The sequence below is a fragment of the Streptomyces sp. NPDC002566 genome (assembly GCF_042889585.1).
GTDB lineage: Bacteria > Actinomycetota > Actinomycetes > Streptomycetales > Streptomycetaceae > Streptomyces.
In genome coordinates this window covers 188,058-208,416 of sequence record NZ_JBIARD010000004.1, presented here as the reverse complement: position 1 = coordinate 208,416, position 20,359 = coordinate 188,058, and the positions used below count along the sequence as shown (strand labels likewise).

Annotated in this window: 18 protein-coding genes and 2 tRNA genes; 12 read left to right on the top strand and 8 right to left on the bottom strand. The window is 71.6% G+C overall.

The window, feature by feature from the left end:
- Positions 1-65 precede the first annotated feature (65 nt).
- The 4 genes from ACFYXA_RS18150 (at position 66) to ACFYXA_RS18135 (ending at position 3,192) form a co-directional block, all read left to right on the top strand.
- Positions 66-1,175, top strand: a complete 1,110-nt coding sequence (locus ACFYXA_RS18150) for an SDR family oxidoreductase (RefSeq protein WP_130443718.1) — start codon at positions 66-68, stop codon at positions 1,173-1,175.
- Between the two features lie 42 nt (positions 1,176-1,217).
- On the top strand, positions 1,218-1,679 hold the full coding sequence (locus ACFYXA_RS18145; protein WP_389033782.1) for a molybdenum cofactor biosynthesis protein MoaE: 462 nt from the start codon (positions 1,218-1,220) through the stop codon (positions 1,677-1,679).
- Positions 1,680-1,878: 199 nt separating this feature from the next.
- Positions 1,879-2,043, top strand: a complete 165-nt coding sequence (locus ACFYXA_RS18140; protein WP_389033779.1) for a hypothetical protein — start codon at positions 1,879-1,881, stop codon at positions 2,041-2,043.
- A 54-nt stretch (positions 2,044-2,097) separates the two neighbouring features.
- Positions 2,098-3,192: a PDZ domain-containing protein gene (locus ACFYXA_RS18135; RefSeq protein ID WP_352250428.1), complete on the top strand. Its 1,095-nt coding sequence runs from the start codon at positions 2,098-2,100 to the stop codon at positions 3,190-3,192.
- A 33-nt stretch (positions 3,193-3,225) separates the two neighbouring features.
- Here ACFYXA_RS18135 and ACFYXA_RS18130 read toward each other — a convergent pair whose 3' ends face one another.
- A complete protein-coding gene (locus ACFYXA_RS18130; protein ID WP_242620987.1) occupies positions 3,226-3,765 on the bottom strand; it encodes a PPA1309 family protein in 540 nt (179 codons plus the stop codon).
- Positions 3,766-3,932: 167 nt separating this feature from the next.
- Here ACFYXA_RS18130 and ACFYXA_RS18125 point away from each other — a divergent pair, with 167 nt between their 5' ends.
- The 4 genes from ACFYXA_RS18125 to ACFYXA_RS18110 all read left to right on the top strand — a co-directional run bounded on the left by ACFYXA_RS18125 (position 3,933) and on the right by ACFYXA_RS18110 (position 9,816).
- Positions 3,933-6,923 (top strand): UPF0182 family protein, encoded by a 2,991-nt coding sequence (locus tag ACFYXA_RS18125; RefSeq protein ID WP_389035059.1) that lies wholly within the window; start codon positions 3,933-3,935, stop codon positions 6,921-6,923.
- 45 nt (positions 6,924-6,968) lie between these two features.
- Positions 6,969-7,042, top strand: a tRNA-Met gene (locus tag ACFYXA_RS18120).
- 206 nt (positions 7,043-7,248) lie between these two features.
- Positions 7,249-9,180 carry a tetratricopeptide repeat protein gene (locus tag ACFYXA_RS18115; protein ID WP_389033774.1) on the top strand — a complete coding sequence of 644 codons (1,932 nt, stop codon included), beginning with the start codon at positions 7,249-7,251 and terminating at the stop codon, positions 9,178-9,180.
- Between the two features lie 562 nt (positions 9,181-9,742).
- Positions 9,743-9,816: transfer RNA gene (locus tag ACFYXA_RS18110), tRNA-Met, on the top strand.
- A gap of 113 nt (positions 9,817-9,929) precedes the next feature.
- On the opposite strand, the gene ACFYXA_RS18105 is transcribed toward ACFYXA_RS18110, so the two are convergent.
- Positions 9,930-10,346, bottom strand: coding sequence for a Fur family transcriptional regulator (locus ACFYXA_RS18105; protein WP_352250424.1), 417 nt, complete (start codon positions 10,344-10,346; stop codon positions 9,930-9,932).
- A 228-nt stretch (positions 10,347-10,574) separates the two neighbouring features.
- Here ACFYXA_RS18105 and katG point away from each other — a divergent pair, with 228 nt between their 5' ends.
- A complete protein-coding gene (gene katG / locus ACFYXA_RS18100; RefSeq protein ID WP_389033769.1) occupies positions 10,575-12,791 on the top strand; it encodes a catalase/peroxidase HPI in 2,217 nt (738 codons plus the stop codon).
- A 97-nt stretch (positions 12,792-12,888) separates the two neighbouring features.
- On the opposite strand, the gene ACFYXA_RS18095 is transcribed toward katG, so the two are convergent.
- Both ACFYXA_RS18095 and hisN read right to left on the bottom strand, forming a co-directional pair.
- The gene (locus ACFYXA_RS18095) at positions 12,889-13,281 is read right to left on the bottom strand and encodes a CBS domain-containing protein (protein ID WP_351095025.1); all 393 of its coding nucleotides are present in this window, start codon (positions 13,279-13,281) and stop codon (positions 12,889-12,891) included.
- A gap of 176 nt (positions 13,282-13,457) precedes the next feature.
- Positions 13,458-14,258: a histidinol-phosphatase gene (gene hisN, locus ACFYXA_RS18090; RefSeq protein ID WP_352250418.1), complete on the bottom strand. Its 801-nt coding sequence runs from the start codon at positions 14,256-14,258 to the stop codon at positions 13,458-13,460.
- A 205-nt stretch (positions 14,259-14,463) separates the two neighbouring features.
- On the opposite strand from hisN, the gene ACFYXA_RS18085 reads away from it, so the two are divergent.
- The gene (locus tag ACFYXA_RS18085; RefSeq protein WP_389033764.1) at positions 14,464-15,207 is read left to right on the top strand and encodes a TetR/AcrR family transcriptional regulator; all 744 of its coding nucleotides are present in this window, start codon (positions 14,464-14,466) and stop codon (positions 15,205-15,207) included.
- Here ACFYXA_RS18085 and ACFYXA_RS18080 read toward each other — a convergent pair.
- From ACFYXA_RS18080 to ACFYXA_RS18065, 4 genes are all read right to left on the bottom strand, one after another.
- Positions 15,164-15,487: a multidrug efflux SMR transporter gene (locus ACFYXA_RS18080; RefSeq protein WP_130443696.1), complete on the bottom strand. Its 324-nt coding sequence runs from the start codon at positions 15,485-15,487 to the stop codon at positions 15,164-15,166. The two genes, ACFYXA_RS18085 and ACFYXA_RS18080, sit on opposite strands and share 44 nt — an antisense overlap.
- A gap of 76 nt (positions 15,488-15,563) precedes the next feature.
- The gene (gene rsgA, locus ACFYXA_RS18075) at positions 15,564-16,574 is read right to left on the bottom strand and encodes a ribosome small subunit-dependent GTPase A (protein ID WP_351095031.1); all 1,011 of its coding nucleotides are present in this window, start codon (positions 16,572-16,574) and stop codon (positions 15,564-15,566) included.
- Between the two features lie 11 nt (positions 16,575-16,585).
- Positions 16,586-17,926, bottom strand: coding sequence for a 3-phosphoshikimate 1-carboxyvinyltransferase (aroA, locus tag ACFYXA_RS18070; protein ID WP_130443692.1), 1,341 nt, complete (start codon positions 17,924-17,926; stop codon positions 16,586-16,588).
- Between the two features lie 71 nt (positions 17,927-17,997).
- Entirely contained in the window at positions 17,998-18,720 is a 723-nt protein-coding gene (locus ACFYXA_RS18065) for a M50 family metallopeptidase (protein WP_351095035.1), read from the bottom strand.
- A gap of 49 nt (positions 18,721-18,769) precedes the next feature.
- Here ACFYXA_RS18065 and ACFYXA_RS18060 point away from each other — a divergent pair, with 49 nt between their 5' ends.
- On the top strand, positions 18,770-19,585 hold the full coding sequence (locus tag ACFYXA_RS18060; protein WP_389033757.1) for an SOS response-associated peptidase: 816 nt from the start codon (positions 18,770-18,772) through the stop codon (positions 19,583-19,585).
- Positions 19,586-19,634: 49 nt separating this feature from the next.
- Positions 19,635-20,291 (top strand): alpha/beta family hydrolase, encoded by a 657-nt coding sequence (locus tag ACFYXA_RS18055; protein WP_389035056.1) that lies wholly within the window; start codon positions 19,635-19,637, stop codon positions 20,289-20,291.
- Positions 20,292-20,359: the final 68 nt, after the last annotated feature.

The following is a 20,359-nucleotide window of genomic DNA, read 5'->3' as shown; positions in this document are numbered from 1 at the left end:
TGGATGCCACTTGGTACGTACGCGCCACTCGCGCTCGTATGGAAAACAACCGCTGGAGACACCTGGTGAGTTCCCCAGATCCGCAGGTTCGCGCAGCGCGAAACCACTCGGCCCCGTCCGCGGGGCGCGGGCCCGTCGTCGCCGTCACCGGCGCCGCGACCGGAGTGGGCGCGCTGCTCACCGAGCGGCTCGCCGCGTCGGACGAGATCAAGCAGGTCGTCGCCATCGACGAGCGGCGCGGCGAGTGCGACGCGGCACAGTGGCACATCCTCGACGTCCGGGACCCGGCCATCGCAGACAAGCTGCGCGGCGCGGACGTGGTGGTCCACCTGGCGCTCGACCTTGACCTGGGGAGCGACTCCGCCGCCCGGACGGCGTACAACGTGCGCGGTACGCAGACCGTGCTCACCGCCGCCGCGGCGGCCGGGGTGCACCGCGTGGTGCTGTGCACCTCCACGATGGTCTACGGGGCGCTGCCCGACAACGAGCTGCCGCTGTCGGAGGACGCGGAGCTGAAGGCGACGGCGGAGGCGACCGGCGTCGGGGACCTCCTGGAGATCGAGCGGCTGGCGCGGCGCGCCCCACGCGCGCATCCCGGCCTGAACGTCACCGTGGTGCGGCCCGCGGTGCTGGTGGGAGGCACGGACACCGCGCTGACCCGGTACTTCGAGTCGCCCCGGCTGCTCGTCGTCGCCGGGTCGCGGCCCGCGTGGCAGTTCTGCCACGTCGAGGACCTGTGCGGTGCGCTGGAGTACGCCGTCCTGGAGAAGGTGGACGGGGAGCTGGCCGTGGGCTGCGACGGATGGCTGGAGCAGGAGGAGGTGGAGGAGCTCAGCGGGATCCGGCGGATGGAGCTGCCGTCGGCGGTCGCGCTGGGGGCCGCCGCCCGGCTGCACCGGATCGGTCTGACGCCGTCCCCGGCGGGCGACCTGGCGTACACGATGTACCCGTGGGTGGTGAGCGGGAGCCGGCTGCACGACGCGGGGTGGCGGCCGGGGTGGACCAACGAGGAGGTCCTGGCGGAGCTGCTGGAGGAGGTGTCCGGGCGGCACACGGTGGCCGGGCGCCGGCTCGGGCGCAAGGACGCGACGGCTGCGGGCGCCGCGGGCGCGACGGTCGCCCTGCTGGGCGCTGCGGCCGTGGTGCGGCGGGCCCGCAAGGCCCGGCGGCGGTAGCGGGCTGAGGGCACCCGGCCCGCGTGGGGCAGTATGGGGGGTATGGCTTCCAGCAACGGTCACCCGGGTGAGCAGGGCTCTTCCGACCCGCTCAAGTTGATCGCCGTCCGTGACACCGCGCTCTCCCTGGACGAGGTCTTCCGGGCCGTCGGGGACGACGCGGCCGGTGGCACCGCTCTGTTCGTGGGGACCGTGCGCGACCACGACGGGGGCGCCGGCGTCGACTCGCTCGCGTACTCCGCCCACCCCACAGCGGAGGCGGAGATGCGGCGGATCGCCGAGAAGGTCGTCGCCGGCTACCCGGTGCGGGCGCTGGCCGCCGTGCACCGGGTAGGGGAGCTGAAGGTGGGCGACCTGGCCGTCGTCGTCGCCGTGTCGTGCCCGCACCGGGGTGAGGCGTTCGAGGCCTGCCGGAAGCTGATCGACGACCTCAAGCACGAGGTGCCCATCTGGAAGCACCAGAGGTTCTCCGACGGCACGGACGAATGGGTGGGCGCCTGTTGAGGCGCGCCTGCTGAGGCGCGCCTGCTGAGGCGGGCCTGTTGACGTGAGGCCGCTGATGCGGGCCCGCTGACCCACCGCGCCACGCGTCGATCATCTCCCGGTTGCGTAACCCGACCCCTGCCGTGAGCGTTGTCAGTGCGGATGGTTAATCTGCTGATCAGTCAGTTGCTGTGGGCTCACTTCGGGTCGGGAGGTCGGCATGGCAGTGCTCGCCTGGTTGTTGATTCCGCTGGTGGCCGCGGTCGGCGCCGGTCTGTGGGGCAGCTGGGCCAACCGGACCCGCAGGGCCCGCGGCGACGGGCCGGAACTCGACGGCTACGCGCGCTTCCGGGCGGCCATGGAGAGGTCCCACACCGGTTCATGATCCGGCAAGTGGCCCTGACGGTGCGCTGACAGAGGCGTCCCGTACTGTCGAGGCATGCCACGCCGCACCGCGACGATGCTCGCCTCCACCCTGATGCTGATCGCGCTCCTGTGCGCGGGAGTGCTCATCCCCGTGCCGTATTCGGAGATGTCCCCGGGGCCCACGGTGAACACCCTCGGCGAGCATGACGGCGAGCCGGTGCTGCAGATCTCCGGACGCAAGACCTACGAGTCGACCGGCCACCTGAACATGACCACCGTGCGGGTCACCGGCGCCGAGTACCGGATGAACCTCGTCGAGACGGTCTACGGCTGGCTCGCGCACGACTACAAGGTCGTGCCCCACGACACGCTCTACCCGGACGGCAAGACCGAGGAGCAGTCCACCCAGGAGAACGCCGAGGAGTTCAGCCAGTCCCAGGAGAGCGCCAAGGTAGCCGCCCTGAAGGAGCTGGACGTCCCGGTGCGGTCCTGGGTGATCGTCTCCACCGTGGTCAAGGGCTCGCCCGCCGAGGGCAGGCTGCACGCCGGCGACGTCATCAAGACCGTCGACGGCACGGACGTCAAGGCGCCCGGTGACGTGGCGAAGCTGGTCACCAAGCACAAGCCGGGCGAGAAGGTCGTCTTCGGGATCGTGCCCGCCAAGGAGCAGGCGGCCGCCGAGAAGGAGAACCGTACGCCGAACAAGGCGGAGACGGTCTCCATCACCACCGCCAGGTCCGACGACCAGGGGCAGCAGCGCGCGATCGTCGGGATCTCCGCCGGGACCGACCACACCTTCCCGTTCACGATCGACATCAAGCTCGCCGACGTCGGCGGCCCGAGCGCCGGCCTGATGTTCGCGCTCGGCATCTACGACAAGCTCACCCCGGGGAGTCTGACCGGCGGCAAGTTCGTCGCCGGCACCGGGACCATCGACGACGACGGCAAGGTCGGGCCGATCGGCGGCATCCAGATGAAGACGGTCGGCGCGCGCGACAAGGGCGCCCAGTACTTCCTGACGCCCGCCGACAACTGCGCGGAGGCCGCCGAGGACGTCCCCGACGGGCTGACGCTCGTCAAGGTGGACACCATCGGCGACGCTCTCGGCGCCCTGGAGGACATCCGCGGCGGCGACACCGCCGGCCTGCCGAAGTGCACGACCGGGTGAGCCACGCGGGGCCTCGGCAGGCCCCGCGACCTGCTACTCGAAGGTCGCCGACAGGGCCTCCGCGAGACCCGGGACCAGCTTGGCGCCCGTGAGGACCTCCGACGGGGCGTCCTTCTCACGCAGCCGCAGGGCCGACTCGCGCGTGCCGTCGCGCAGGACCGCCACCGTCATCCGCACCTCCTGACGGTCGGGGTGGTCGGCCACCCACCGCGTCAGCTTCGACCCGCTCAGCCCCTGCGGGACCTGCGCCTCGGCGGACGGCGGCAGCATCAGACGCTCCACGGTCAGCGCGCAGCCGACCACCGCGTCCGGCCAGGCGATCGTGGCGAGGAACTCGTCGAGCGGCTTGTCCGTTGGCACTTCGTCCTGCTCGATCGGAGTGAGACCGGTCGTGGCGGACTCGTCGTCCAGACCGAGCTGGGCGGCGAGCGAGGGTTCCTGCGTCCGCAGCCGTGCGGTGTCTACGAGGGCGAAGAGGCGGGCGGGCTGGTCCCAGCCGAGGCCGGATGCGTACTCGTCGATCTCGAGTACGGCCCGGGTGAGAGGGCTCGCTGCCATGGGAGTGTTGGACATGGTCACAATCCTGCCTCGTTCCTGGCCGGAATCGGGAACCGAGTAAAGGGTGAGTAAGTTGCATAGGTGGGGGCCCGCGATCACGGGGCGTCCCACACGGTCCACGAACACGCGGACCTGACGAATCGACAACAGCGACTTTCGAGGTGCGCACCTTGGCTTTCCAGATGCCGGACCGCGGCGGAGGCCCGACGGGACCGCGGATCAGAGTGGGCCGCCCGTCCCGGCGCGTCCGGACCCTGCTCATGACGCTGGGCGTCCTTGCCGTCCTCGGCATGGCGTTCACCATGTTCGCCGGGTTCTGGACGGACTGGCTCTGGTACCGGTCGGTGAACTACTCCTCCGTGTTCACGACCACCCTGTCGACCAAGATCGGGCTGTTCTTCGTCTTCGGCCTGCTCATGGCCTTCGCCGTCGGCCTCAACATCTGGCTGGCGCACCGGCTGCGCCCGCCGCTGAGCGCCATGTCGATGGAGCAGCAGAGCCTCGACCGCTACCGCATGGGCATCGCGCCGTACAAGAAGTGGCTGCTGCTCGGCATCACCGCGCTGGTGGGGCTGATCGCGGGCGCGTCGGCGTCGAGCCAGTGGCGCACCTGGCTGATGTGGGTCAACGGCGTGCCCTTCGGCGAGAAGGACCCGCAGTTCAAGCTCGACGTGGCCTTCTACGCCTTCGACCTGCCCTGGTACCGGTTCCTGCTCGGCTTCGGCTTCGCCGCCACGATCCTGTCCCTGATCGCCGCCGCGCTCACCCACTACCTGTACGGCGGGCTGCGCGTCACCAGCCCCGGCGCGCGGGCCACCGCGGCGGCCACCGGCCACCTGTCGGTGCTGCTGGGCGTCTTCGTCGCGCTGAAGGCGGTCGCCTACTGGCTCGACCGGTACGGCCTGGCCGTGAAGTCCAGCGACTTCAAGGCCACGGACAACTGGACCGGCCTGCGGTACGTCGACGCCAACGCCTATCTGCCGGCCAAGACGATCCTGTTCTGCATCGCCGTCATCTGCGCCCTGCTGTTCTTCGCCACCCTGTGGCGGCGCACCTGGCAGCTGCCGGTGATCGGCTTCGGCCTGATGGTGCTCTCCGCGATCCTCATCGGCGGCCTGTACCCGGCGATCGTCCAGAAGTTCCAGGTCCAGCCGAACGAGCAGGCCAAGGAAGCGCCGTACGTCGAGAAGAACCTCAAGGCGACGCGTGAGGCGTACGGCATCGACGGCACGCAGGTCACCGAGTACTCGGGCGTCAGCAAGAACGAGGACAAGACGAAGCTGCGCGACGACGTGGGCGCCACGGCGAGCATCCGGGTCCTCGACCCGAACATCGTGTCGCCGACGTTCCAGCAGCTCCAGCAGATGCGGAAGTACTACGCCTTCCCCACCAACCTGGACGTCGACCGCTACAAGGTCAAGAGCGAGGACCAGGACACGGTCATCGGTCTGCGCGAGCTGAACCTGGCGGGCGTCGACAAGCAGAACTGGATCAACAACCACTTCCGCTACACCCACGGTTACGGCGTGGTCGCCGCCAAGGGCACCACCGCCGACCCCGAGGGCCGTCCGGCGTTCACCGAGTCCGACCTGCCCTCCCAGGGCGTCCTCGGACAGTACGAGCAGCGGGTGTACTACGGCGAGAAGACGACCACGTACTCGATCGTCGGCGGTCCCCAGAAGGAGATCGACTACTCCGACGACGACGGCGAGAAGACCACCAGCTACACCGGCGACAGCGGGGTCAACCTCTCCAGCCCGCTGAACCGGGCGGCGTACGCGGTCGCGTTCGGCGAGCCGCAGATCCTCTACTCCGGAGCGATCGGCGAGGGCTCGCGGGTCCTGTACAACCGCACGCCCAAGGAGCGCGTCGAGGCGGTCGCCCCGTGGCTGACCATCGACGGCGACGCCTACCCGGCGGTCGTCGGCAACCGGATCCAGTGGATCGTCGACGCGTACACCACCACCAACGGCTACCCGTACGCCTCGCGCACGACCCTCGGCGACACCACCGCCGACTCGCTGACCGCCACCAACAACAACCGCGCGGTGGTGGCCCAGCAGAACCAGGTCAACTACATCCGCAACTCGGTGAAGGCGACGGTCGACGCGTACACCGGCGAGGTCAAGCTCTACCAGTGGGACACCAAGGACCCGGTCCTCAAGACCTGGATGAAGGCGTTCCCGGGGACGGTGGAGAAGAAGTCGGAGATCTCCCCCGACCTGATGGCCCATCTCCGGTACCCGCAGGACCTGTTCAAGGTCCAGCGTGAACTGCTCACCCGCTACCACGTGAAGGACGCCACGACGTTCCTCAGCGGCAGCGAGGTGTGGCAGGTGCCGGACGACCCGACCAACAAGTCGGGCGACGCGGTGCCGCCGTACTACCTGAGCATGAAGATGCCCGACCAGCAGGCGCAGGCGTTCTCGCTGACGACGACGTTCACGCCCAACGGCCGGGACAACCTGAGCGCGTTCATGGCGGTCGACTCCGAGGCCGGCACACCGGACTACGGCAAGATCAGAGTCCTGAAGCTGCCGACGAGCACGACCGTCGACGGACCCAAGCAGGTGCAGAGCCAGTTCAACTCCGAACAGGACATCGCCGAGTCCATCAGGCTGCTCAGAGGCGGTGACTCCGAGGTCGAGTACGGCAACCTGCTGACGGTGCCGCTCGACGGAGGACTGCTCTACGTGGAGCCCGTGTACGTGCGCGGCGGAGGGCTCAAGTACCCGCTGCTGCGCAAGGTGTTGGTGACCTACGGCGGTAACACCGCCTTCGAGAACACCCTCGACGAGGCGCTCAACAAGGTCTTCGGCACGGAGGGCACGGCGCCGCCGCCCGCGGACCAGGGCACCAATCCGCCGCCGACGTCCCAGAACCCCACGGTCCAGGAGGCGTTGAAGGACGCCCAGGCGGCCTTCACCGCCGGCCAGGAGGCTCTGAAGAAGCCCGACTGGGAGGCGTACGCCAAGGCGCAGAAGGACCTTGAGGACGCGCTGAAGCGGGCCGAGGCGGCGCAGGCCGAGGCGGACAAGAAGGCGGGAGCCACGGGCGGGGCCAAGCCGAGCCCCGGCAGCAGCCCCAGCGGCACGCCGAGCGCCGCCGCCAAACCGGGCGGCAGTCCGGCGAGCAGTCCGGGCGCGCAGCCCAGCCCCACCCCCAGCGGCTGATCGGAAAAGCTCACCCCCGCGCCGTGATACGGTTGTGGAACACGGCGCGGGGTGGAGCAGCTCGGTAGCTCGCTGGGCTCATAACCCAGAGGTCGCAGGTTCAAATCCTGTCCCCGCTACTGAAAACGAAGGCCCGGATCCTCCAGAGGATCCGGGCCTTCGTGGTGTGCGAGCACAGTATTCGCGGCCTCTGTCGCCGCGCCGCCTCGGGGAGTTGGGGGTGTCTGTGTTTGACTTGTCTCTCTGTGGGCATGTCGACAAAACGCTGAAGTGACCTTACGGGCTGCGGTATACCAGGTGTATCCCGGTTGCAGGTGGTGCGACGATGGACGTTATGGGGGACAAGGCAACTCTGTTCGAGACAGGGCGATTTGTGCAGCCTTCCGACGAGAAGGCCACCCCGGACGCGAGCCGGGGCGAGTACCGGGTCGAGTACGACGACGACCACCGCGACAACCACCGAAACGACCGAAACGACCGAAACGACGGGGACGACCACCGCGACGAAGAGCGGGACGAGACGGTGGAGGCCGTCGAGGAGGCACGCCGACGGCTGGCCGCCGAGGCCGGTGACGTCGAGGCGATGAGCGTCCTCGGCGCCCTGCTGCTGCGCCGCGGCGAGCTCGACGACGCCGAACCCCATCTGCGTGCCGCCACCGCGGCCGGGGACCGTGCCGCCGCCAACAACCTGGGCGTCCTCCTCCACCAGCGCGGCTATCCCGACGACGCCGCCGGCTGGTGGCGGGTCGCCGCCGTCGCCGGCTCCGCGGCCGCCGCGCACGCGCTCGGCCGCCATCACCGTGAGCGGGGCGACGAGCCGGCCGCCGAGTACTGGCTGCGCCAGTCCGCCGAACAGGGACACGTGCTGGGCGCCTACGCCCTCGCCGACCTGCTGGAGCACCGCGGCGACACCACCGCCGAGCGCTGGATGCGGGCCGCCGCCGAACGGGGGCACCGGGAGGCGTCCTACCGCCTCGCGCGCGCCCTCGACCGCAGGGACGCCCGCGCCGCCGACGACGAGCGTGGCGTGAGCGACAGCGGCGGCGCCGCGTCACCGGAGGCCGAGCAGTGGTACCGGCAGGCAGCCGCGCGCGGCCACCGGCGGGCCGCCCTGCACCTCGGGACGATCCTGGAGAAGCGGGGCGACCTCAAGGAGGCCGGGCGCTGGTATCTGACCTCCGCCAAGGACGGCGAGCCGCGCGCCGCCTGTGCGCTGGGATTCCTGCTGCGTGACGCCGGCGACACCGAGAACGCCGCCGTGTGGTGGCTGCGGGCCGCCCAGGACGGCGACGGCAACGCGGCCAACGCCCTGGGCGCGCTCTACGCCGAGCGCGGCCAGACCCAGACCGCGGAGCGCTGGTACCGGACCGCGTTGGACGCCGGCGACGACAACGGCGCCTACAACCTCGGGCTGCTCTGCGCCGAGCAGGGGCGCGTCGCGCAGGCCGAGCAGTGGTACCGGCGCGCCGCGTACGCCGGGCACCGGGAGGCCGCCAACGCGCTCGCCATCCTGCTGCTCCAGGGCGGGGACACCGCGGGCGCGGAGCCGTGGTTCTCCAAGGCTGCGGAGGCGGGGAGCGTCGACGCCGCGTTCAACCTGGGGATCCTGTTCGCCGGGCGGGGCGAGGACGCCGTCGCGCTGCGCTGGTACGAGCGGGCCGCCGCCGCCGGGCACACCGAGGCGGCGTTGCAGGTGGGCATGGCCCGGCTGCGGGACGGGGACGAGCAGGGGGCCGAACGGCATCTGCGGTGCGCCGCGGGCGGGGGGAGCGCGGAGGCCGCGTACCGGTTGGCGGCCGTGCTGGACGCGCGCCGGCCGCCGCAGCCGGCGCACGAGCTCGGGGAGACCGTGCACGAGAAGACGGAGTGCGAGGAGTGGTACGAGCGGGCCGCCTCCCAGGGGCACCGGCGTGCGCAGGTGCGGGTCGGGATGCTGGCCGCCGCCCGCGGTGACGTGGTGGAGGCGGCGCGCTGGTACCGGGAGGCCGCGGAGGCGGGGTCGCGCAACGGGGCCTTCAACCTGGGGCTGCTGCTGGCCCGGGAGGGGAGCGAGCCGGAGGCGGTGGTGTGGTGGACCCGGGCCGCCGATGACGGGCACGGGCGGGCGGCGCTGCGGCTCGCCCTCGTCTACGCGCGTCGGGGCGAACTGGTCGAGGGCCAGCGATGGGCGGACCGAGCGGTGTCCCTGGGCCCGGCCGAGGTAACCGAACGAGCAGCCCGCCTACGAGACGCACTGCGTCAGGAACTCTCAGCCTGACCCGCGAGCCCGCCCGCCGGTGCGGACGGTGCGCCCTACGCGCGCTCGCCGGCGCCGGTCGGGCAGTGCACGCTCGCCCGCGCAGGCGGGCTTTCCCCTGTGCCGCTTGCCGCGACGGCGGCGCGGGTTGCGGGGCGCGTCGCACCAGGTGCTGTCCGCCTGACCTGCCGTGCGGGCGGCGGCGCCTGTGCGGCTGTCGGCGCGGGCGGGGTGTGCGTGCTCGCCCGCCGGTCCAATGGCAGTGCCTGACGCGCGCTCGCCCGCGCAGGCGGGCTTTCACCTGCATCTCATGCCGCCGCAGCGGCGCGACTGCTGCGGGCGGCCTGCTCCCGTGCCCGACGCACGCACGCCGGCACCGGGCGGCCTGCGCGCCTCGCCCGCATCGGAGGGTGTCAACCACACCCTCCAGGCCGCCGCTGTCCGCCTGGCCTGTGGCACGGGTGGCCGTGTCCTACGCCCGCTCACCCGGCCGGTGCCAGGGCCGCGCCGCCGCGGGCTGCGTGGCTGGGGATTAAGGGATTTGCTTCTGCGGCCGGGCGTCGCGTAACGTTGCATTCGTCGACGCGGGGTGGAGCAGCTCGGTAGCTCGCTGGGCTCATAACCCAGAGGTCGCAGGTTCAAATCCTGTCCCCGCTACTGAAGGCCGAGGGCCGGAATCCATGGGATTCCGGCCCTCGGTGTTTTCACTGCGCGAAGGCGAACCCCCGCGGGGGCGCCTCGGAGCGCCGCGCCCTCGGAACGCCGTTCCCTCAGAGCGCCGCGCAGTTGGGGCAGATGCCGCGGTAGGTCACCTCGACGTCCGAGACGGCGAAGCCGAAGCGCTCGGAGTCGGGCAGGTCGGCGAGCGGGTTGCCGTTCGGGTGGACGTCGCGGATCGCGCCGCACTGCCCGCACACCAGGTGGTGGTGCGGCCGGTGGGCGTTCGGGTCGTAGCGCTTGGCGCGCCTGTCCGTGGCGACTTCGAGCACCTCGCCGAGCGTGACGAGCTCGCCCAGCGTGTTGTACACGGTCGCCCGGGAGATCTCGGGCAGCCTGACGACGGCCCGTGCGTGGACCTCGTCGGCCGTCAGATGGACGTGATCGCCGTCGAGGACCTCGGCCACGACGCGCCGCTGCGCGGTCATCCGCCAGCCGCGTCCGCGCAGCCGTTCCAGAAGGTCACTCATGCAGATCAGCCTAACAGTAGGGGGACCAGGTCCCGAACGTGTGTGACTTTGGAGTGTCACTTGACTTAGACATTGTCCATTGTAGGATCGAACTCGGCTTTGGCCAAGCGACAGGAGCTGCAGAAGTGACGTCGGTGACGTGAGTGACCCCGAGCGACTGCCGCCCGCAGGGACGACCGCCCCCGTCGTTCCTGAGCACCGTGAACTGCCTAGTCCCGGAGGATTTTCATGGCTGACAACCACGACGCGATCGTCACCGACGACAAGCCGGCGGAGACGGGCGGCTGCCCGGTCGCGCACGGGCGCGCCGCGCACCCGACGCAAGGCGGCGGGAACCGCCAGTGGTGGCCGGACCGGCTCAACCTGAAGATCCTCGCCAAGAACCCCGCGGTGGCGAACCCGCTCGGCGCGGACTTCGACTACGCCGAGGCGTTCAAGAACCTGGACCTCGCGGCCGTGAAGCGGGACATCGCCGAGGTGCTCACCACCTCCCAGGACTGGTGGCCCGCCGACTTCGGCACCTACGGCCCCCTGATGGTCCGTATGGCCTGGCACAGCGCCGGCACCTACCGGATCAGCGACGGCCGCGGCGGCGCCGGCGCCGGTCAGCAGCGCTTCGCCCCGCTCAACAGCTGGCCCGACAACGCCAACCTGGACAAGGCCCGCCGTCTGCTGTGGCCGGTCAAGAAGAAGTACGGCCAGAGCATCTCCTGGGCCGACCTCATGATCCTCACCGGCAACGTGGCGCTGGAGCAGATGGGCTTCGAGACCTTCGGCTTCGGCGGCGGCCGCGCCGACGTCTGGGAGGCCGAGGAGGACGTCTACTGGGGCCCCGAGACCACCTGGCTCGACGACCAGCGCTACTCCGGCGACCGCGAGCTGGAGAACCCGCTCGGCGCGGTCCAGATGGGCCTCATCTACGTCAACCCCGAGGGCCCCAACGGCAACCCGGACCCGATCGCCTCGGCCCGCGACATCCGCGAGACGTTCCGCCGCATGGCGATGAACGACGAGGAGACGGTTGCCCTGATCGCGGGCGGTCACACCTTCGGCAAGACCCACGGCGCCGGCCCCGCCGACCACGTCGGCGACGACCCCGAGGCCGCCTCCCTGGAGGAGCAGGGCCTGGGCTGGAAGAGCACCTACGGCACCGGCAAGGGCGGCGACACCATCACCTCCGGCCTGGAGGTCACCTGGACCGCCACGCCGACGCAGTGGAGCAACGGCTTCTTCAAAAACCTCTTCGAGTACGAGTACGAGCTGACGGAGTCCCCGGCCGGCGCCAAGCAGTGGGTCGCCAAGAACGCCGAGGCGATCATCCCGGACGCCCACGACCCGTCGAAGAAGCGCCTGCCCACGATGCTCACCACCGACCTGGCGCTGCGCTTCGACCCGGTCTACGAGCAGATCTCGCGCCGCTTCTACGAGAACCCCGACCAGTTCGCCGACGCCTTCGCCCGCGCCTGGTACAAGCTGACCCACCGTGACATGGGCCCGAAGTCGCTCTACCTCGGCCCGGAGGTCCCGCAGGAGACCCTGCTGTGGCAGGACCCGCTGCCCGAGGCCGAGGGCGAGACCATCGACGCGGCCGACGTCGCGGCCCTGAAGGCCAAGCTGCTCGACTCGGGTCTGACCGTCTCTCAGCTCGTCTCCACCGCGTGGGCCTCGGCGTCCACCTTCCGCGGCAGCGACAAGCGCGGCGGCGCCAACGGCGCCCGCATCCGCCTGGAGCCGCAGCGCAGCTGGGAGGTCAACGAGCCCGACCAGCTGCGTCACGTCCTGAGCGTCCTGGAGGGCGTGCAGGCGGAGTTCAACTCCGGCGCCAAGAAGGTCTCCCTGGCCGACCTGATCGTGCTCGGCGGCGCCGCCGGGGTCGAGAAGGCGGCCAAGGACGCGGGCTTCGACGTGGAGGTGCCCTTCACGCCGGGCCGCGTGGACGCGACCGAGGAGCAGACGGACACCGAGTCGTTCGCCGCGCTGGAGCCGCTCTGGGACGGCTTCCGCAACTACGTGGGCAAGGGCAACCGGCTGCCGGCCGAGTACCTGCTGCTCGACAAGGCGAACCTGCTCACGCTGAGCGCCCCCGAGATGACCGCCCTCGTCGGCGGACTGCGCGTCCTGGGCGCCAACCACGGCCAGTCCTCGCACGGCGTCCTCACCGAGAAGCCGGGCACGCTGACCAACGACTTCTTCGTCAACCTGCTCGACCTGGGCACGACCTGGAAGTCCACCTCCGAGGACCAGCACACCTTCGAGGGCCGTGACGCGGCCACCGGCGAGCTGAAGTGGACCGGCACGCGTGCCGACCTCGTCTTCGGCTCCAACTCCGAGCTGCGCGCCCTCGCGGAGGTCTACGCCAGCGACGACGCCAAGGAGAAGTTCGTCACCGACTTCGTCGCCGCCTGGGTCAAGGTCTCGAACCTGGACCGGTTCGACCTCGTCTGAGCGGACGGACCGGCGTGAACGGACGGGCCGGATCCCCTTCGGGGGGTCCGGCCCGTTCGCGTGCCCGGACATCACGCCTCCGGGCCCGGGCCCTGACTCAGGCGGGTACCTGGCTGCGGGCGGGCGCCCAGCAGCGGATGATGTCGCGGACCGAGACGATGCCGGCCGGTTCGCCGCCGTCCAGGACCACGAGATGGCGGAAACCGCCGTGCGCCATCGCCCGGGCCGCTTCCTCCAGCGTCCAGGTCGGGGCGGCGAAGACGACGTCGCCGGTGGTGTGGCCGTGGGCGGGCTCGGTGTCCGGGTTCTGGCCCAGGCCCAGGGAGTTGAGGATGTCCCGCTCGGTGAGGATGCCGATGCCGCCGGCGTCCGGGTCGAGGACGATCGCCGCGCCGACGCGGCGTGCGGACATCAGAGCGGCTGCTTGGCGGAGGGTGTGTGCGGGGCCGATGGTGAGGACCACTGTGCTCATGGCGTCACGGACGAGCATGGGCTGGAGCCACCTCCTAAGAACCCCCGAAACAGGGATTCACATGTTCACAAGTGGGGGTGCTGTCAGCGTGGCAGGTAAAGCGCGGGTCAACAAGGGGGCGCGCGCAGTCAATTGAGGGCGCACGCGCTCATCTGTGCCCGACGGGCGGGGTGGCCCGCCGCGGGTACCCCGGGCTACTGACGCGGGTTCAGATACGTCAGCAGCTCGTCGTGGAGCAGGCCGTTCGACGCGGCCGCGTTGCCGCTGTGCGGTCCGGGCCGGCCGTCGAGACCGGTGAACGAGCCGCCGGCCTCCGTCACCACGATCGCGGGGGCCGCCATGTCCCAGAGGGACAGCTCCGGCTCGGCGCACAGATCCACCGAGCCCTCGGCGACCATCATGTACGGCCAGAAGTCGCCGTACGCGCGCGTGCGCCACACCTCGCGGGTGAGGTCGAGGAAGCCGTCGAACCGGCCCTGCTCCTCCCAGCCGCCCAGCGAGGAGTACGCGAACGAGGCGTCGGAGAGCTTCGAGACACGGGAGACCTGCAGGCGCGTGGCCCGGGACAGACTGCGCCCGGCGAACGCGCCGTGGCCCTTCGCGGCCCACCAGCGGCGGTTGAGGGCGGGGGCGGAGACCACGCCCACGACGGGCTGGTAGCCGCCCTCCGCGGCCTCCATGAGCGAGATGAGGGTGGCCCACACGGGGACGCCGCGCACGTAGTTCTTGGTCCCGTCGATCGGGTCGATCACCCAGCGGCGCGGGCCGGTGCCCTCGACGCCGTACTCCTCGCCGAGGATCGCGTCGCGGGGGCGGGCGCGCTGGAGCTGGCCGCGGATGAGTTCCTCGGCCGCCTTGTCGGCCTCGCTCACCGGCGTCATGTCCGGTTTGGTCTCCACCTTGAGGTCGAGGGCCTTGAAGCGGTCCATGGTCGCGGCGTCAGCGGCGTCCGCGAGGACGTGCGCGAGGCGGAGGTCGTCGAGGTAGTCCGGCATGACTCGAACCTATCTGCCGAGGTGGCGGCGGAGCCAACGGGGCTCGGGGTGAGTGAAGGGCGCGGAGGTGGGTACTTCAGATGTTTCTCGTCGTCTACCCCCCTCACGCACTCATGGCCGGCACTCACCACCCCTTCCGCGGACCCTTGACAGTGCGCGGACGCGCGTCAAACCTGGGCGCAGAGCCGCTCGCCCCAGGGAGGCGATGATGCCTGCTGCCCGGGAATGCCTACTCGACGCCGCTTTCACGGCGCTCACGCGACGGTCGTGGGCCGTGGTGCGCATGGTGGACGTCGCCGCGGCGGCCGGGGTGTCCCGGCAGACCCTCTACAACGAGTTCGGCAGCAAGGACGGCCTGGCCAGGGCGCTCGTCAGGCGGGAGGCCGACGGGTATCTCGCCGGCGTCGAAAGGGCCCTGTCCGCACACGGCGACGCCCGTGAGCGGCTCACCGCGGCCGCCGAGTGGACGACGAACGTCGCCCGCGGGAACCCGCTCGTACGGGCCCTGCTCACCGGCTGCTGGAGCGAGCGCCTGCCCGCCCCGACGCTCGCCGCGGTGCCCTCCTCCTCCGCCGTGCCCGCGCAGCGGCGGGCGGACGGGCCGCTGCCCTCGCCCGGGGACCTCCTGGCGGGCGTCCGGGACCGTGCCGTGGCCGCGATCGCCGGCCCCGGCGCCATCCCCGACGCCACCGACCTCTCCCGCACCTGCGAACTGGCCGTACGACTGGCGGTGTCGTGCGTGGCGGTCCCGCCGGGGGAGGGCGGGGTCGCGGAACTGATACGCGGCGTGATCACCGCGACCCAAGGGCCGGGCACCGCGCCCCACCAGCCGGGCGCCGCGGCCCCCGGCGCGAACACCGCGAGGCACGGGCCGATCCCCGCGTCGCCCGGAGCGCTCGCCGCGTCTAGTGCGCCGACCCCGACAGCTGCAGGCCGATCACCCCGGTGATCACCAGGGTGATCGAGACGATCTTCAGGACCGACACCAGGTCGCCGAGGAAGACCATGCCGTAGATCGCGGTGCCCGCCGCGCCGATGCCGGTCCACACCGCGTACGCCGGGCCGACGTCCAGCTTTCGCAGCGACAGGGTGAGCAGACCGAAGCTGCCGAGCGCGAACACGCAGAACGCGATCGTCGGCCAGAGCCGGGTGAAGCCGTGCGACAGCTTCAGGCAGACGGCGAAGCCGGTCTCGAGCACTCCCGCGACGATGACCAGCAGCCACGCCATGTGCTGTCCTCCCGTGTGTGCGGCTCGGTGCGATTATGCACTTACCGGGCTCGCACGCCGACAAACAACGCGGAGGTCAGTCGCCTTCCGTGCGCTCCCGCGTCGACAGCAGCCGGCGCAGTGAGTACAGCCGTGCCTGGTCCGCGTGGCCCTCGGCGACCCAGGCGTCCAGCGCGCAGTCCGGCTCGTCGTGACTGCACGCGCGCGGGCAGCCGACCGTCCCCGGCTCCAGGTCGGGGAAGGCGTGGATCACCCGGGACGGGTCGACGTGGGCCAGCCCGAACGAGCGGACGCCCGGGGTGTCGATGGCCCAGTCGCCCGTGCCTTCGAGCGGCAGGGCGAGGGCCGACGTGGTGGTGTGACGGCCGCGCCCGGTCACCGCGTTGACGTGCCCCGTCAGACGCCGGCGGTCCTGCGGGACGAGCGCGTTGACCAGGGTCGTCTTGCCGACGCCCGAGTGGCCCACGAACGCCGTGATCCGCCCCGCCAGATACTCGCGCACCCGGTCCGCCGCGTCGCCGTTCTCCAGCTCCTCGCGGCTGGTGACCACGTAGGGGATGTCGAGGTCGCCGTACAGCTCCAGCAGCTTGTCCGGAGCGGCGAGGTCGGACTTCGTCATGACCAGCAGCGGTTCCAGCCCGCCGTCGTACGCGGCGACCAGGCAGCGGTCGATCAGCCGCGGGCGGGGCTCCGGGTCGGCCAGGGCGGTGACGATCGCGAGCTGGTCGGCGTTGGCGACCACCACCCGCTCGTACGGGTCGTCGTCGTCGGCGGTGCGGCGCAGCACCGAGGTGCGCTCCTCGATGCGGACGATGCGCGCGAGCGTGTCCTTCTTGCCGGACATGTCACCGACGAGGGCCACCCGGTCGCCGACCACGGCCGCCTTGCGGCCCAGCTCACGGGCCTTCATCGCCATCACGATCCGGTCGTCGACGAGACACGTGAGGCGTCCGCGGTCGACGGTGAGGACCATGCCCTCGGCGGCGTCCTCGTGCTTGGGCCGGATGTTCGTCCGCGGCCGGTTGCCCTTGCGGTTCGGGCGGCTGCGGATGTCGTCCTCGTCGGTGTGCTTGCCGTAGCGGCGCATGGCGGAAGCCCCTATACCCCGAGCATCCCGGCCCACAGCTGCGGGAAGTCCGGCAGGGTCTTCGCCGTCGTCGCCACGTTCTCGATCCGCACGCCGTCCACCGCCAGCCCGATGACCGCGCCGGCCGTCGCCATCCGGTGGTCGTCGTAGGTGTGGAACACCCCGCCGTGCAGGGGGCGCGGGCGGATGTGGAGGCCGTCGGCGGTCTCGGTGACGTCGCCGCCGAGCTCGTTGATCTCCTTCGTCAGCGCGGCCAGCCGGTCCGTCTCGTGCAGACGCAGATGGGCGACGCCCCGCAGGGTGGACGGGGAGTCCGCGAGGGCGGCGACCGCGGCGATGCCGGGGGTCAGCTCGCCGACGTCGCCCAGGTCGACGTCGATGCCGTGGATCGAGCCCGTGCCGGTGAAGACCAGTCCGTAGTCGGTGAGTTCGCAGGAACCGCCCATCTCGGTGAAGATCTCCCGCAGCCGGTCACCCGGCTGGGTGGTGCGGGACGGCCAGTCCGGGATCAGCACCCGGCCGCCGGTCACCAGCGCCGCCGCCAGGAACGGCTGGGCGTTGGACAGGTCCGGCTCGATCGTCAGGTCCCGGCCCAGCAGCGCGCCCGGCGTGACCCGCCAGACGTTCGGCTCGCCGCCCGACTCCGGGGTGTCCACCTGGGCGCCGACCGCGCGCAGCATGTCGACGGTCATCCGGATGTGCGGCATGGAGGGGAGGGAGCCGCCCGTGTGCCTGACCTCCACGCCCTGGTTGAAGCGCGGGGCGGACAGCAGCAGCGCCGAGACGAACTGCGAGGACGACGACGCGTCGATCTCCACCGGGCCGCCGTCCAGCGCGCCCGAGCCGTGCACCGTCAGCGGCAGCGCGCCGCGCCCGTCGTCGTCGATCCGGGCGCCGAGCACGCGCAGCGCGTCGATGACGCCGTTCAGCGGGCGCTCGTAGGAACGGGGGTCGCCGTCGAAGCGGACGGGGCCGTCGGCGAGCGCGGCGACCGGCGGCAGGAACCGCATCACCGTGCCGGCGTTGCCCACGTCGACCGTGGCCGGACCGCGCAGCCCCGCGGGCAGGACCCGCCAGGCCTCGCCGCTGCCGCCGGGACCGCCGCCGACGGACGAGCTGGAGGACACCGTCTCCTCGATGCCGACGCCCATCGCGCGCAGGGCGCCCGCCATCAGCAGCGTGTCGCGGGAGCGCAGCGGGCGGCGCAGCCAGCCCGGCTCGGAAGCCAGGGCGGCCAGGACGAGCGCGCGGTTGGTGACCGACTTGGACCCCGGCACGTGGACCGTCGCGTCGACGGCTCCGCTCGCGTGCGGGGCGGGCCAGAGGGCGGTGTGGGCGGAGTTCACGGGCATGCGCCCACTTTAGTCTCCGCGAGGACGGGCCGACGTCAGCCGTTTCGGCGCTGCAGCCCCCGAAACACGCCTTAGAGCCCGAGCAGCCAGCGTCCGCCGCCCAGCAGGGAGCACAGGCTCACCGCGTGGAACAGGAAGAACCACAGGGCGGCCGGCACATGGGTCAGCCGGGACAGCTGGTCGGCGTCCGAGTCGCCCGCCCCGCCGCGCGCCCGCTTCGCCTGCAGCTCGAACGCCGGCCGTACGCCGCCCAGCAGCAGGAACCACACCACCGCGTACGCGAACGCCGCCTGGACCTGGGGTCCCGCCAGCCAGGACACCATCAGGAACGTGCCGCCCGTGACGATCACCGTCAGGGCCCCGTAGGCGTTCCGGATCATCACCAGCATCGCCAGCAGCAGCGCCGTCGCCGCCCACAGCAGCAGCGTGATGCGGCCGGCGCCCAGCAGCGCCGCGCCGCCCAGACCGAGCAGCGGGGGAGCGGTGTAGCCGGCGGCGGCGGTGAGGATCATGCCGAGGCCGTGCGGCTTGCCCCGGCTGACGGTCAGACCGCTGGTGTCCGAGTGCAGGCGTATGCCGGTGAGCGTCCGGCCGGTCAGCAGCGCGACCAGGCCGTGGCCGCCCTCGTGGGCGATCGTGATGGCGTTGCGGGAGATACGCCACAGAGTGTGGGGGACGACTATGGCGAGGGCCGCGCCCATGGTGGCCAGCACCACCCACAGATCGGGGTCGGGCTGGGTGCCGGTGAGCCGGTCCCATAGGTCGGGCAGCGCGGTTATGGCGGTGCTGTCCATATTCCTTGGTGGCTCCCTGTCGTCGTCGGAGTCTGGCAGTGTGGCACGTATGTGCGGACGGTATGCAGCGAGTCGCAGGCCCGAGGATCTGGCCGGAATCTTCGAGATCGAGAAGTGGGAACCCGAGGAGACCCTGGAGCCCGACTACAACGTGGCTCCCACCAAGGAGGTCTACGCCGTCCTGGACCGTCCCCTGAAGGACGTGGCTGACCCGCGTCCGGTTCGCCAGCTGCGCAAGCTGAAGTGGGGACTGGTCCCGTCCTGGTCGAAGAACCCCGAGGGCGCCGCCCGGATGATCAACGCGCGCGCGGAGACCGTCCACGAGAAGCCGTCCTACCGCCGCGCCTTCTCCTCCCGGCGCTGCATCCTGCCCGCCGACGGCTACTACGAGTGGGTCACCGGGCAGCAGGAACGCGACCTCGAGGTCGAGGGGAAGAAGAAGCGGCCCCGCAAGCAGCCCTACTTCGTGCTGCCGGCCGACGGCTCGGTCTTCGCGATGGCCGGGCTCTACGAGTTCTGGCGGGACCGCACCCTGCCGGACGAGCACCCGCTGGCCTGGTGGGCGACCTGCTCGGTGATCACCACGGAGGCCGAGACCGGACCGCTGGCCGTCGCCCCGGCCGAGGGACCCGGCTCCCTGTCCGACATCCACCCCCGGATGCCCCTGATGCTCACCCCCGACCGCTGGGACGCATGGCTGGACCCCGCCCGCACGGACGTCGACGACCTGCGCGCGCTCCTCGCGCCCCCGCCCACCGGGCTGATGCGCGCCTACCCCGTCGCCACGGCCGTCAGCAACGTCCGCAACAACGGACCGGAGCTGCTGAAGGAGCTGGAGGGGCCCGAGGAGGGCACACTCTTCTGACGTGACGAACGACGCGACGAGCGACAAGACCAACGACGTGACGAACGACGTGACGAGCGACGGGACGACCCGCCGGCGGACGACCGAGACCGTCCCCACCGACGCCGGCGAAGCCCGCATCACCTGGTGCCACGCCGAGAACGCCCGCCTCCTGCTCGCCGTGAGCCACGGCGCAGGCGGCGGCATCGAGGCGCGCGACCTCAAGGCCCTCGCCGCCGTCCTCCCCGCGCACGGCGTCACCGTCGCGCTCGTCGAGCAGCCCTGGCGGGTGGCCGGCAAGAAGGTCGCGCCCGCGCCGAAGACCCTGGACACCGGCTGGCGCGGCCTCTGGCCCGCGCTGGCCGCACCCGGACTGCCGGTGGTCTCCGGAGGGCGCAGCGCCGGGGCCCGGGTGGCCTGCCGTACCGCCGCCGAGCTCGGCGCGCACGCCGTGCTCGCCCTGAGCTTCCCGCTCCACCCGCCGGGCCGGCCGGAGAAGTCCCGCGCGGGGGAACTGCTCGGCTCCGGCGTTCCCACCCTGGTCGTCCAGGGCGGCAGCGACCCCTTCGGGAAGCCGGCCGAGTTCCCCGGGGGCGCGTACGAGCTGGTGGAGGTCCCGTATGCGGACCACGGCTTCGCTGTGCCCAAGCTGGCGGTGATCTCGCAGGACGAGGCCGTGGCGGTCGTCACGGACGCGGTCGTGAAGTGGACCGGCTCACTCGGGTAAAGCTTCGGGAATGCCTGGGCGGCCGGCGCTGTTGTGCGGGACGTACGTGCTGGAGACCAGCACCGACG